Genomic DNA, 14557 nt, shown 5'->3' with positions numbered 1-14557 from the left:
CAGCGCCGATGGTACTGCAGGGGGGACCCTGTGGGAGAGTAGGACGCCGCCGAACTATCTTTCATAAAGAGCTGGTTCCTGGACCTTTGGTTCAGGGACCAGCTCTTTTTTGTTGCCCGTCACCCGTCGTTCACGTCCTCGGGGCACGATCCCTGACATGGGCACAGTTGAAATGCTGCGAGCCGCAGGCGTCGGTACCGGAGACGAAGTCATCGTGCCGGCCTTCGGGAACACCGAGGTGGCCGAGGCCGTCGTGCTGGCGGGAGCCGTACCGGCCTTCGCCGACATCCACCCTGAGACGTACTGCATCGATCCCTCTCAGGTCGCTGCCAATGTGAGCGGGCGGACCGCCGCGGTCGTCGCCGTGCACCGATTCGGGCATCGGGCCGATGTCGCCAGGCTGCGGGAGCTGGGGCGACGCCACGGTCTGCTCGTACTGGAGGAGCCGGGGGAGTCCGAGAAGTCGTACGACGAAGTGGCTCGACGCCGGGTGCACGCCGCCTATTTGAGCGCGCGGCTCAGTGGCGTCAGGACCCCCGTGGGGCAGGACGGACACACGTATCAGCAGTACGTGGTGCGGGTGCCCGGTAATGGGCGGCCGGATCGGGACGCTTTCGCTCGTGTGTTGCGCGGCAAGGGCGTCGAGTGTCGGGTGCCGGTGAAGACACCGGTGCACCGACTGCCGGGTTTCCGGTACGACATCGCGCTCCCGGAAACCGAGTTGGCCGCCGATGAGACGCTCGCTCTGCCGATCGACGCGGCGATGACGCGGCGGCAGTTGCAGCGGGTCGTGCACGCCTGCAACGCATTGGGCGGATTGCTGCAGCCGGCCTTCTAGGACCGCCCTGGTGGGTGGTTCGAAGGGGCCTCAACATCAGGTAAGCTTTATGTCGTTGCCGAGCGGGAAACCGCGAAAGCGACAGGCCCCTATAGCTCAGTCGGTAGAGCGTCTCCATGGTAAGGAGAAGGTCAGCGGTTCGATTCCGCTTGGGGGCTCGGGAATTGAGGCCTCCGCCCATCGGGCGGGGGCCTTTTTCGTTGCCCCCGCCCCACTGGGCCTCAGTCGTGGTGGATGCCCGGCACGCGCATCGCGAGGATCGCCATGTCGTCCGACGGGGCGTCAGCGGCGAAGCGCTCCACGGCGCGCATGATGCGAGCGGCGACCGCACCGGCCGTCAGGCCCGTACAGGTGGACAGGACATCGGCCAGGCCGTCGTCGCCGAGCATGCGGCTGCCCTCACGGCGCTCCGTGATGCCGTCCGTGACGCAGAGCAGGACGTCGCCCGGATCGAGCGTCAGCGTCTGCTCGTACAGCTCCAGGTCGTCCATGACGCCGAGCAGCGGCTGGGGCTCGGCGTACGGCGCCACAGTGCCGTCCTGGCGCAGGCGCAGCGGCAGCGGGTGGCCGGCGCAGACCATCTTCAGGATCGCCGAGCCGTCCTCCTGGGGCCACAACTCCCCGTAGAGCAGGGTGAGGAAGCGGCTGCGGGCGCCCTCGTCGAGGATCGCCGCGTTCAGGCGCTCCAGGACCGCGGGACCGCCGAAGCCCTCGCGGGCGAGCAGGCGCAGGGCGTGGCGGGCCAGGCCGGTGACGGCCGCCGCCTCCGGGCCCGTGCCGCAGACGTCGCCGATGGCGAAGCCGTACGCGCCGTCCCGGATGGGGAACAGGTCGTAGAAGTCGCCGCCCACCTCGTTGCCCTCGCCGGCCGCGCGGTAGATGACCTCCACCTCGACGCCGGGGACGTCGGGGAGCTCCGGCGGCAGCAGGCTGCGCTGGAGGGACTGGCTGATGGCCATGCGCTCCGAGTAGAGGCGCGCGTTGTCGAGGGCCAGGGCCGCCCTGCGGCTCAAGTCCTCGGCCAGCTCCAGGATTTCCTGGCGGAAGTGCTCGTCGGTCGGCTTGCCGAGCGTCAGCATGCCGATGACGCGGTTACGAGCGACCAGGGGGAGTACGACGGTTTCGCCGCCGACGGCGGACGCCGTCTGGAGCGTCGTGCCGATGCCGGAGCTGACGCTCGCCGGTTCGCCGAGTCCCAGGCTTCTCATGGACGTACGCAGAGCGGCCTCGTGGGCCGCCTCCGCGGGGGCGGGCCAGACGCGGGCGCCCGGAGTCGGGACCGGGTCCGGCGGGGCGATCTTCGAAAGGAGCGCCTTGAGGCCGTCGATGCGTTCCTCGTCCTCGTGCAGCACATAGGAGAGGTACGGGTCCGAGGCCTGGTCGGCGATCGTGTAGACCGCGCACCACGTGGCGAGGGTCGGGACGGTCATCTGGGCCATGAGCGCCAGGGTCTGGTCGCGGTCGAGCGTGCCCGCCAGGAGGTCGGAGGCCTCGACAAGGAAGCTGAGTGAACCGCGGCGGAGCTTTTCCAGCTCCCCAAGGCGGGCCGATTCGACGGCCAGCGCGATGCGGTCCGCGGCGAACTGAAGGCGCAGCGCCTCTTCGTTCGAGTAGCGGTCAGGGGCCTCCGCGGCGACGCCCAGGGAGCCCGTGAGGCGGCCCTCGACCTTGAGGGGGACCGTGACGACCGAGCGCATGCCCGTGCCGTTCAAGAGCGGGACGGCGCCGGGGACTTGGGTGAGATCCTCGTGCACGGCGGGCATACGGGCCGAACCGTAGCGGTTGGGGCCGACTTCGACGGGTACGCGCGCGAAGCGCTGCCGTGCGGAGGGCAGGCCGGTCGAGGCGCGGACCTCCAGCTCCGTCTCGTCGTCGGTGGCCAGCAGGAGGAACGCGGAGTCGCCGTCCAGCATGTCGCGGGCGCGCTCCACGGTGCGCTGGAGCAGCCCGTCGAGGTCGTCGGGGGCCGGCGAGCCGATAAAAACCTCGAACGCGTCGGAGCCGGGGCTCTCGGAGTGCGTGGCGGGATCGGGCGAGGGCAGGCGCAGCGGCGTCTGGAGGACGGCGCGCTCGTGGTCGCGGACCAGGAGACAGACGGTCGACGGCTCGCCGTCGGTATCGCGTACGCGCAGGTGCGAGGCGTATACGGGGGTCACACGGCCGCTGGCGCCACGGATGCCGTAGCTGCCCTCCCAGCGTGAGAGTTGGAGCGCTTCGGCGATGCCCGTGCTGATGCCGGGCGTGTGCGGCCAGGCCGCGAAGTCGGTGAGGGGCTTGCCGACGACCTGATCGGCCGCGTAGCCGAAGAGATCCTGTGCGTCCTCGTTCCAGCCGGTGATCGCGCCGACGCGGTCGATCTGGACGACGGCCACGCGGACCCGCTCGTCCGCGAGCGGGAGGAGGTCCGTGGGGAGGTTGGGGCCCGCGGCGCGGGTTCCAACGGAGCGCTCGGGCAGGTCGAGTTGGAACCAGACCCGCTTGTGCGTGGCCGAATAGTCGACGCCCCAGCGGGTGGCGAGCGCGGCGCAGAGCTGGAGGCCGCGGCCGCCCTCGCGGTCCGGGCTCCCCATGTTCATGGCCGACGACTGCAGCGGAATCTCGCGCTCCGGGTACCGGTCGGCGACCTCGATCCGTACGTGATCCTCACTTCGCAGGCACGTGACCTCCGCGGATGTGCCCGCGTGGACCACGGCATTTGTCACGAGTTCGCTGGTCAGCACGACCGCGTCGTCGATGATGTCGGCATGGCCCCACCCTTGGAGGGTGTCGCGCACGAAGGAGCGGGCGGTCGCGACGGATCGCCCGACCGGTTCGAAAGTGGCGGCCGCGCGCGCGGTGATCACAGAACTCCCTGTACGAGTTGTACCCGTTGTACGAGTGTCGAGGCCCAGGTCTCCCGTACCCATGTCTCGGCCGCCCCTCCGATGCCCGCTCGTTTTCCGCCACCGCCCAGGCCGGGCGGACCGGGGTGGGTGGACAGCCGCATGCAAGGTTACTTACCTTCGCCGTCCATGCGGATGCCGGTCGTCTGTGTTTCCGTCCGGAGGGTGTGCGGACGGTGTGCGAAGCTGCCGAACTGTTATGGCCTGGTTCAGCCATGGTGAAACACTGGGCAAGCTTCCATAGAAGAACGCATTGAAGTGTTGATGCGACGGTAGAAGCGAATCCGAGAAACCCGAGCTACCCGAGCAGTACAGGTCGATCCCTGCGGGAGGGACACAGTGGAGTCTGGCGCAGCGACGCGAAGCAAGAAGGCGCGCGCAGAAGGCGGACAGTCCCTGACGAAACAGCGCAAAACGCGCGGTGGCAGCGGCACGACGACGGTGGATACCGCGGCGCTGAACCGACTGCTCGCAGGTCTGGTCGCCATGAGAGACGGAAATTTCCGCAAGAGGCTGACCGTCAGCGGCGACGGGGTGATGTCGGAGATCGCGGCCGTCTTCAACGAGGTGGCGGACCGGAATCTGCACCTGACGGGCGAGATGTCCCGGGTGCGGCGCATGGTCGGACGCGAGGGCAAGCTCACCGAGCGGCTCGAGACGGGCGCCTGTGAGGGCTCCTGGGCCGCGGCGATCAATGCGTCCAACGCGCTCGTGGACGACCTCGTACGGCCCGTCTCAGAGGTCGGGAGGGTGCTCTCGGCGGTCGCGGAGGGCGATCTGTCGCCCCGCATGGAGCTGCGGGCCCAGGTGCCGGAAGGGAAGCCGGAGGGCAACGGGCATCCGCTGCGCGGTGAATTCCTGAAGGTCGGCCGGACCGTCAACAATCTGGTCGACCAGCTCTCCACGTTCACCGACGAGGTCACGCGCGTGGCCAGCGAGGTGGGTACCGAGGGCAAGCTCGGTGGTCAGGCGCGCGTACGTGGAATGTCCGGTTCGTGGAAGGATCTCACGGATTCCGTCAACACGATGGCGTACCGGCTGACGGCGCAGGTACGTGACATTGCTCTCGTCACCACCGCGGTGGCCAAGGGTGACCTGTCCCGAAAGGTCACGGTTCACGTCGCGGGCGAGATGCTCGAGCTCAAGAACACCGTGAACACGATGGTGGACCAGCTGTCGTCGTTCTCCTCCGAGGTCACCCGTGTGGCCCGGGAAGTGGGCACGGAGGGTGAGCTCGGCGGCCAGGCGCAGGTGCCCGGTGTGGCAGGCGTGTGGAAGGACCTCACCGATTCGGTGAACCTCATGGCCGGCAACCTGACCGCCCAGGTGCGTGGAATCGCCCAGGTCACGACGGCTGTGGCCAACGGTGACCTGTCCCAGAAGGTGACGGTGTCGGCGCGCGGCGAGGTCGCCCAGCTCGCCGAGACCATCAACCAGATGACGGAGACGCTGCGGACCTTCGCGGACGAGGTCACGCGTGTGGCCAACGAGGTCGGTGCAGAGGGTCAGCTCGGTGGCCAGGCCAATGTGCCGGGAGCCGCCGGCACGTGGAAGGACCTCACCGATTCGGTGAACACGGTTTTCCGGAACCTCACAACTCAGGTGCGGGACATCGCGACCGTCACCACGGCTGTGGCGAACGGTGACCTGTCGCAGAAGGTCACCGTCGACGTCGCCGGTGAAATGCTCGAGCTGAAGAACACCGTGAACACGATGGTGGACCAGCTGTCCGCCTTCGGTTCCGAAGTGACGCGCGTTGCTCGTGAGATCGGTGTCGAGGGTGAGCTGGGCGGCCAGGCCCTCGTACCGGGCGCCGCCGGTACGTGGAAGGACCTGACCGACTCCGTCAACACGGCTTTCCGGAACCTCACCGGGCAGGTGCGCAACATTGCCCAGGTGACGACGGCTGTGGCGAACGGTGACCTGTCGCAGAAGGTCACCGTCGACGTCTCCGGCGAGATGCTCCAGCTGAAGAACACCGTGAACACGATGGTGGACCAGCTGTCGAGCTTCGCCGACCAGGTGACGCGGATGGCCCGAGACGTGGGCACGGAGGGCCGCCTCGGCGGCCAGGCCCGCGTGGACGGCGTGAGCGGCACCTGGAAGGAACTGACCGACTCCGTCAACTTCATGGCCGGAAACCTGACGTCACAGGTGCGGCAGATCGCTCAGGTCACGACCGCGGTGGCGCGTGGTGACCTGTCGCAGAAGATCGACGTGGATGCCCGCGGCGAGATCCTGGAGCTGAAGAACACCATCAACACGATGGTCGACCAGCTCTCGGCCTTCGCGGACCAGGTGACCCGCGTGGCCCGCGAGGTGGGCACGGAGGGCCGTCTGGGCGGCCAGGCGCAGGTGCCCGGCGTGGCCGGCGTGTGGCGCGATCTGACGGACTCCGTGAACGGCATGGCCGGCAACCTCACGGCCCAGGTGCGCAACATCGCCCAGGTCGCCACGGCGGTGGCGCGTGGTGACCTGTCGCAGAAGATCGACGTGGACGCGCGCGGCGAGATCCTGGAGCTGAAGAACACCCTCAACACGATGGTGGACCAGCTGTCGGCCTTCGCCGAGCAGGTGACGCGGGTGGCCCGCGAGGTGGGGACGGACGGCATCCTCGGCGGTCAGGCCGAGGTGCAGGGAGTGTCGGGTACGTGGAAGGACCTGACGCAGTCCGTGAACGGCATGGCCAACAACCTGACGCTTCAGGTGCGGAACATCGCCGAGGTCACGACCGCGGTGGCGCGCGGCGACCTCTCCAAGAAGATCACCGTCGACGCCAAGGGCGAGATCCTCGAACTCGTCACCACGGTGAACACGATGGTGGACCAGCTGTCGTCGTTCGCCGAGCAGGTGACCCGGGTGGCCCGTGAAGTGGGCACCGAGGGGCAACTGGGCGGTCAGGCAAGGGTTCCGGGTGTCACGGGCATCTGGAAGGACCTGAGCGACAACGTGAACCTCATGGCCAACAACCTGACCATGCAGGTGCGCAACATCTCCCAGGTCGCCAACGCGGTGGCCAACGGCGACCTGACCCGCCAGGTCACGATCGAGGCGCGCGGCGAGGTCGCGCAGCTCGCCGACACGTTCAACACGATGGTGCGGACGCTGAGTTCGTTCGCCGACCAGGTCACCAAGGTGGCCCGCGAGGTGGGCACCGACGGCATCCTCGGCGGCCAGGCCCGCGTACCCGGAGTGTCCGGTACGTGGAAGGACCTGACCGAGTCCGTGAACGGCATGGCCTCGAACCTGACCGGTCAGGTGCGCAACATCGCGATGGTCACGACCGCCATCGCCAAGGGCGACCTGACCAAGAAGATCGACATCGATGCGCGCGGCGAGATTCTCGAGCTGAAGACCACGATCAACACGATGGTCGACCAGCTGTCGTCGTTCGCCGAGCAGGTGACCCGCGTGGCCCGTGAGGTGGGCACCGAGGGCCAGCTGGGCGGCCAGGCGCGGGTGCGCGACGTGGACGGCACGTGGCGCGATCTGACCGAGTCCGTGAACGAGATGGCCGGGAACCTGACCCGTCAGGTGCGCGCCATCGCGGCCGTCGCCACCGCGGTGACCCGCGGCGACCTCAATCTCAAGATCGACGTCGACGCCGCGGGTGAGATCCAGGTCCTCCAGGACAACATCAACAAGATGATCTCGAACCTGCGCGACACCACGATCGCCAACGAGGAGCAGGACTGGCTCAAGGGCAACCTGGCGCGCATCTCGGGTCTCATGCAGGGCCGCCGCGACCTCGACGACGTCGCGGGGCTCATCATGAGCGAGCTCACGCCTGTGGTGTCGGCGCAGCACGGCGCGTTCTTCCTGGCACTGCCCCTGGACGACGGCGCGGACGCGGCGACCTCGGAGGAGGACGCGTACGAGCTGCGCATGTGCGGGAGCTACGGCTACTCCATGGGCGCCATGCCGACGGCCTTCCGGCCGGGCGAGACGCTGATCGGGACGGCCGCGCAGGAGAAGCGCACGATCCTCGTGGACAACGCGCCGAGCGGCTATCTGAAGATCGCCTCCGGGCTCGGTGAGGCGCCTCCGGCGCAGGTCATCGTGATCCCCGTGCTCTTCGAAGGCACGGTGCTCGGCGTGATCGAGCTGGCGTCCTTCACGCCCTTCACGCAGATCCAGAAGGACTTCCTGAACCAGATCGCCGAGATGATCGCGACGAGCGTCAACACGATCTCGGTCAACACCAAGACCGAGGTCCTGCTGCGGCAGTCGCAGGAGCTGACCGAGCAGCTCCGGGAGCGCTCGGCCGAGCTGGAGAACCGGCAGAAGGCCCTCCAGGCGTCCAACGCCGAGCTGGAGGAGAAGGCCGAACTGCTCGCCCAGCAGAACCGCGACATCGAGGTGAAGAACACCGAGATCGAAGAGGCGCGGCAGGTCCTGGAGGAGCGCGCCGAGCAGCTCGCCGTCTCGATGCGCTACAAGAGCGAGTTCCTCGCCAACATGTCGCACGAGCTGCGTACGCCGCTCAACTCGCTGCTCATCCTTGCCAAGTTGCTGGCGGACAACGCCGACGCGAACCTCACGCCGAAGCAGGTCGAGTTCGCCGAGACGATCCACGGAGCGGGCTCCGACCTGCTCCAGCTGATCAACGACATCCTGGACCTGTCGAAGGTCGAGGCGGGCAAGATGGACGTCTCGCCGACGCGCATCGCCCTGGTGCAACTCGTCGACTACGTAGAGGCCACGTTCCGGCCGCTCACCGCGGAGAAGCAACTGGACTTCTCCGTAAGGGTGTCGCCGGAACTGCCCACCACGTTGCACACCGACGAACAGCGCCTCCTTCAGGTGCTGCGCAACCTGCTGTCGAACGCGGTGAAGTTCACCGACTCCGGTGCCGTCGAACTCGTCATCAGGCCGGCCGGCGCCGACGTGCCGAACGCGATCCGTGAACAGCTCCTGGAAGCGGGCTCGTTGACCGAGGTCGACGGCGATGTGATCGCCTTCTCGGTGACCGACACCGGCATCGGCATCGCGGCCAGCAAGATGCGCGTCATCTTCGAGGCGTTCAAGCAGGCCGACGGCACGACGAGCCGCAAGTACGGCGGTACGGGCCTCGGCCTGTCCATCAGCCGCGAGATCGCCCGCCTCCTGGGCGGCGAGATCCACGCGCAGAGCGAGCCCGGACGTGGCTCGACGTTCACGCTGTACCTGCCGATGCACCCGAGCGAGCTGCCGCCCCAGGGCTACGCGCAGCTCGCGCCGACCATCGAACCGGGGGAGCGGCTCGCCATCGACGCGGCGCCCGAGCCCGCCGAGGTGGAGACCCCGGCCGAGGTGAGGTCGTACCAGGACACCCAGAACGGCCCCGCGGCGCTGTTCCGGCGGCGGCGCAGGGCGACCCCGATCGCGACGCCGCCGCCCGAGCGGACGGTGCCGCAGAGCCAGCCGATGCCCGCACAGGAGCGCGCTGAGGAGGCCTGGGACGGCATGGGGAGCGCTGCGTCGGGCGCGGCCGAGCGGAGCGCGCCCGCGCCCCGCAGCGGGCTGCTGTTCGGCGGCGAGAAGGTGCTCATCGTCGACGACGACATCCGTAACGTGTTCGCGCTGACCAGCGTCCTGGAGCAGCAGGGCCTGTCGGTCCTGTACGCGGAGAACGGGCGTGAGGGCATCGAGGTCCTCGAACAGCACGACGATGTGACAGTTGTGCTGATGGACATCATGATGCCGGAGATGGACGGCTACGCGACGACGACGGCGATCCGTAGGATGCCTCAGTTCGCCGGGCTGCCGATCATCGCGCTCACCGCGAAGGCGATGAAGGGCGACCGGGAGAAGGCCATCGAATCGGGCGCTTCCGACTACGTGACAAAGCCGGTCGATCCGGACCATTTGCTCTCTGTGATGGAGCGGTGGATGCATGGTGAGTGACCGGAAACGGGAATGTTCAAGATGAGTTGCTGACTGAGTGTGGTCGAAGTCGTGTAGAGGCGCGGGATTCGGGGAACCTTCTGGTCTCCCACCGCGTTTCTGCTACGTGCACGGTGACATCGCGGTGACAGGGTGTGGCGACAGGCGGGGTGCGGCTACGATGACCGGCACAAGGACGGACGGCGCAAGGGAGTCGTTCCCTGGGGTGGCGAAAGGAGCCTCCCCGAGTCCTGCGGACAGGGGCGGCCCCATGCCGGGGCGAGGAGGGCGGGCCATGGTGCAGAAGGCCAAGATCCTCCTGGTCGATGACCGGCCGGAGAATCTGCTGGCGCTGGAGGCCATCCTCTCCGCGCTCGATCAGACACTGGTACGGGCATCGTCCGGGGAGGAAGCGCTGAAGGCGCTGCTCACGGACGATTTCGCGGTCATTCTGCTGGACGTTCAGATGCCAGGAATGGACGGATTCGAAACCGCTGCGCACATCAAGCGCCGCGAGCGGACACGGGACATTCCGATCATCTTCCTCACCGCGATCAACCACGGACCGCATCACACGTTCCGTGGCTACGCGGCGGGGGCGGTGGACTACATCTCCAAGCCGTTCGACCCCTGGGTGCTGCGCGCCAAGGTCTCGGTGTTCGTCGAGCTGTACATGAAGAACTGCCAGCTCCGGGAGCAGGCGGCGCTGCTGCGGCTCCAGCTGGAGGGCGGCGGCAAGGCCATCGGGGACAGCAAGGAGCCCGCTGGGCTGCTCGCCGAGCTGTCCGCGCGGCTCGCCGCGGTCGAGGAGCAGGCCGAGGCGCTGTCGAAGCAGCTGGACGACGAGTCCGCGGACGCGGCGGCGGTCGCCACGGCGGCACACCTGGAGCGCAAACTCACCGGACTGCGCAGAGCACTTGACGCTCTGGAGCCCGGCACGGGGAGCGGCGCGCCCTCGCTGCCGTCCCAGAACTGAGGCGGAAGGCCCCCTGAACCGGGGGCACCGCTCGGGCTTTGAGGACACGTCAGTTTCCTCCCCGGCAGCCCGCGACACGATCGGGTGAAGCGGTGGGCACACGTGTCCAAGGTCCTCTCCACCGGTAACCTCACACCCATGGCCTCTCGTCCCGCAGCCAAGAAGACGCCCGCGAAGAAGACGGCGCCGACCAAGGCTCCGGCGAAGAAGGCCGCTGCCCAAAAAGGCCCCGCGAAGAAGACCGCGGCCAAGAAGCCGGCGCCGAAGAAGGCACCCGCCAAGAAGTCCGTCGCGAAAAAGCCCGCACCGAAGCCGGCACCCAATCCGACCGGGGGCCTGTACAAGCTCGTACGCGCCCTGTGGCTCGGTGTCGCGCACAGCGTGGGGGCGATGTTCCGCGGCATAGGGCGTGGCGCCAAGGGGCTCGACCCGGCGCACCGCAAGGACGGGCTCGCGCTGCTGCTGCTCGGCGTCGGGCTGATCTGCGCGGCCGGTACCTGGTCGAATCTGCAGGGCCCGGTCGGCGACCTCGTCGACATGCTGGTCACCGGCGCGTTCGGCCGCCTCGACCTGCTGGTGCCGATCCTGCTCGGGATCATCGCCGTACGCCTCATCCGGCACCCCGAGAAGCCCGAGGCCAACGGGCGGATCGTGATCGGCCTCTCCGCGCTCGTCATCGGCGTGCTCGGGCAGGTCCACATCGCGTGCGGCTCACCCGCGCGCGGGGACGGCATGCGCGCCATAAAGGACGCCGGCGGACTCATCGGCTGGGCCGCCGCGACGCCGCTGAGCTTCACGGTGACCCAGGTGCTCGCGGTCCCGCTGCTCGTCCTGCTCACCGTGTTCGGGCTGCTCGTGGTGACCGCGACGCCCGTCAACGCCATTCCGCAGCGCCTGCACCAGCTGGGCGTGAAGCTCGGCGTCGTGCACGACGACGCGGTCTTCGCCGAGGGCGCCGCGGACGACTACGAGGACGACTGGCGCGAGGCCGCGCCCGCGCGCTCCCGCAAGCGCCCCGCGGCCCCGGCCCCGGAGTCGTACGACCCGGACCGGGCCGAGGAGGAGGCGTTCGCCAAGCGGCGCAAGTCGCGGCGGTCCGTCCAGCCCTCGATGGAGCGGCCGATGGACGCGGTCGACGTGGCCGCGGCGGCGGCCGCCGCGCTCGACGGCGCGGTGCTGCACGGCATGCCGCCCTCGCCGCTCGTCGCGGACCTCACGCAGGGCGTCTCCGGCGACGGCACCGGCGAGAACAGCGGTGAGACGTCCACAGGGGACCGCTCGGCGCCCGTTCCGGGGGCCAGGGCCAAGAAGGCGCCGGCAGGCGCTCAGAAGGAGCCTGAGCCGACGCCCACCTCGCTCGGCGTGCCGGACCTGACCAAGGCCGCGCCCGACGCGCGCGGCGACCTGCCGCCGCGCGCCGAGCAGCTCCAGCTCGCGGGCGACATCACGTACGCGCTGCCCTCCCTCGACCTGCTCACCCGCGGTGGCCCCGGCAAGTCGCGCAGCGCCGCCAACGACGCCGTCGTCGAGTCGCTGCAGACCGTCTTCACCGAGTTCAAGGTCGACGCGGGCGTCACGGGCTTCACACGCGGCCCCACGGTCACGCGCTACGAGATCGAGCTCGGCCCCGCCGTGAAGGTCGAGAAGATCACGGCCCTGGCGAAGAACATCGCGTACGCCGTCGCGTCCCCGGACGTCCGGATCATCTCGCCGATCCCCGGCAAGTCCGCGGTCGGCATCGAGATCCCGAACACCGACCGCGAGATGGTCAACGTCGGCGACGTGCTGCGCCTCGCGGACGCGGCCGAGGACGAGCACCCGATGCTGGTCGCGCTCGGCAAGGACGTCGAGGGCGGCTACGTCATGGCCAACATGGCGAAGATGCCGCACATCCTGGTCGCCGGTGCCACCGGTTCCGGCAAGTCCTCGTGCATCAACTGTCTGATCACCTCGATCATGATGCGGGCGACCCCCGAGGACGTCCGGATGGTCCTGGTCGACCCCAAGCGCGTGGAGCTGACCGCGTACGAGGGCATCCCGCACCTGATCACGCCGATCATCACCAACCCCAAGAAGGCCGCCGAGGCGCTCCAGTGGGTCGTGCGGGAGATGGATCTGCGCTACGACGACCTCGCGGCCTTCGGCTACCGGCACATCGACGACTTCAACAAGGCCGTCAAGGACGGCAAGCTCACGACCCCCGAAGGCAGTGAGCGGGAGCTCAAGGCGTACCCGTACCTGCTGGTCATCGTCGACGAGCTCGCGGACCTGATGATGGTCGCGCCGAGGGACGTCGAGGACTCCATCGTCCGGATCACACAGCTCGCGCGCGCGGCGGGCATCCACCTGGTGCTCGCCACCCAGCGACCCTCGGTCGACGTCGTCACCGGCCTCATCAAGGCCAACGTGCCCTCACGTCTCGCCTTCGCCACGTCCTCACTCGCCGACAGCCGCGTCATCCTCGACCAGCCGGGCGCCGAGAAGCTCATCGGCAAGGGCGACGGCCTGTTCCTCCCCATGGGGGCGAACAAGCCGACCCGTATGCAGGGCGCCTTCGTCATAGAGGACGAGATCCACGCGATCGTCCAGCACTGCAAGGACCAGATGGCGCCCGTCTTCCGGGACGACGTCACGGTGGGAACCAAGCAGAAGAAGGAGATCGACGAGGACATCGGCGACGACCTGGACCTGCTGTGCGCGGCCGCCGAGCTGGTCGTCTCCACGCAGTTCGGCTCGACCTCCATGCTGCAGCGCAAGCTGCGCGTGGGCTTCGCCAAGGCCGGACGCCTCATGGACTTGATGGAGTCGCGGAACATCGTCGGACCCAGTGAAGGTTCGAAGGCTCGTGACGTTCTTGTGAAAGCCGATGAGCTGGAGGGAGTGCTCGCGGTGATCCGCGGGGAGGCTCAACCTTAAGAAGATCCCCTCGAACGACGTCACCCGTACGGGCATCGGAGCAACCGTTTCCCCGTCGCCTACGTCAAGTTGAGGGAGGAGGCAACCGAGTACGTCGCCAACGGGATGGCGGGCCATTCTGATGGCGTACAAAGTCCGACCGCCCGGTTGCCTCACCCATTCACACCCCCCCTACACTGAACCTCCAGCAGGTGGCTACACGCTCGAAAGGCGCCCCCGTGTCCATCGGCAACTCCCCTGAAGACGACAGCCCTTCGGAAGACCGCATCCAGCACGCGGACGACGACCGGCCGTCGATCGGTCGTGTCCTCCAGCAGGCACGCATCGACGCGGGTCTGACCATCGACGAGATCAGCCAGTCGACGCGGGTGCGCATCCCGATCGTCCAAGCGATCGAACAGGACGATTTCTCGCGCTGCGGCGGCGACGTCTACGCGCGAGGTCACATCCGCACGCTCGCGCGTGCCGTGTCCCTTGATCCCGAACCCCTGATCGAGCAGTACGACGACGAGCACGGCGGAAGCCCCGCGCCGACGCCGGCCACCCCGCTGTTCGAGACCGAGCGCATCCGTTCCGAGCCCCGCAGGCCGAACTGGACGGCCGCGATGGTCGCGGCGATCGTCGCCGTGGTCGCCTTCGTCGGCTACACCGCCTTCAGCGGCGGTGACGGCGGAGACGGTCAGCAGCAGGCTGCCGAGGGCTCCACGCCCGCGACCAGCAAGCCCTCGACCGCCAAGCCGAGTCCCAGCACCAAGAAGCCCGCCGACCCGAAGCCGGACCCGACGGACAGCGCGATCGCCGCGGCCCCCGCGGACAAGGTCACCGTCAAGGTGAACGCCGCGGACGGACGCAGCTGGATCTCCGCCAAGGACCACAACGGGCGGACCATGTTCGACGGACTGCTGCAGGACGGCCAGACGAAGACCTTCCAGGACAACCGGAAGATCGACCTCGTCCTCGGCAACGCGGGCGTGATCAAGCTGTACGTGAACGGCAAGCAGATCGAGGACGAGTTCAAGCCCGGCACGGTCCAGCGGCTGTCGTACACGAAGGGTGACCCCGAGGTCGGCTGAGTCCGGT

At 68.4% G+C, this 14557-nt stretch carries 6 protein-coding genes and 1 tRNA gene; 6 read left to right on the top strand and 1 reads right to left on the bottom strand.

The features are described 5' to 3' along the window. Positions 1-172 precede the first annotated feature (172 nt). The gene (locus ACY34M_RS12895) at positions 173-838 is read left to right on the top strand and encodes a DegT/DnrJ/EryC1/StrS family aminotransferase (RefSeq protein ID WP_462718584.1); all 666 of its coding nucleotides are present in this window, start codon (positions 173-175) and stop codon (positions 836-838) included. 85 nt (positions 839-923) lie between these two features. After that, positions 924-996: transfer RNA gene (locus ACY34M_RS12890), tRNA-Thr, on the top strand. A 63-nt stretch (positions 997-1059) separates the two neighbouring features. Here ACY34M_RS12890 and ACY34M_RS12885 read toward each other — a convergent pair. Continuing rightward, the gene (locus ACY34M_RS12885; RefSeq protein ID WP_462718563.1) at positions 1060-3681 is read right to left on the bottom strand and encodes a SpoIIE family protein phosphatase; all 2622 of its coding nucleotides are present in this window, start codon (positions 3679-3681) and stop codon (positions 1060-1062) included. Positions 3682-4059: 378 nt separating this feature from the next. Here ACY34M_RS12885 and ACY34M_RS12880 point away from each other — a divergent pair, with 378 nt between their 5' ends. The 4 genes from ACY34M_RS12880 (at position 4060) to ACY34M_RS12865 (ending at position 14550) form a co-directional block, all read left to right on the top strand. Further along, positions 4060-9606 carry a HAMP domain-containing protein gene (locus tag ACY34M_RS12880; RefSeq protein WP_462718562.1) on the top strand — a complete coding sequence of 1849 codons (5547 nt, stop codon included), beginning with the start codon at positions 4060-4062 and terminating at the stop codon, positions 9604-9606. Positions 9607-9880: 274 nt separating this feature from the next. Further along, positions 9881-10561: a response regulator gene (locus ACY34M_RS12875; protein ID WP_356378009.1), complete on the top strand. Its 681-nt coding sequence runs from the start codon at positions 9881-9883 to the stop codon at positions 10559-10561. Between the two features lie 138 nt (positions 10562-10699). Continuing rightward, positions 10700-13477: a DNA translocase FtsK gene (locus ACY34M_RS12870; RefSeq protein WP_462718561.1), complete on the top strand. Its 2778-nt coding sequence runs from the start codon at positions 10700-10702 to the stop codon at positions 13475-13477. Between the two features lie 218 nt (positions 13478-13695). Continuing rightward, entirely contained in the window at positions 13696-14550 is an 855-nt protein-coding gene (locus ACY34M_RS12865) for a helix-turn-helix domain-containing protein (RefSeq protein ID WP_462718560.1), read from the top strand. The last annotated feature ends 7 nt before the right edge of the window (positions 14551-14557 follow it).

This window comes from Streptomyces sp. EDA2-14, assembly GCF_054963755.1.
This window is presented reverse-complemented; position numbering and strand designations above follow the sequence as displayed.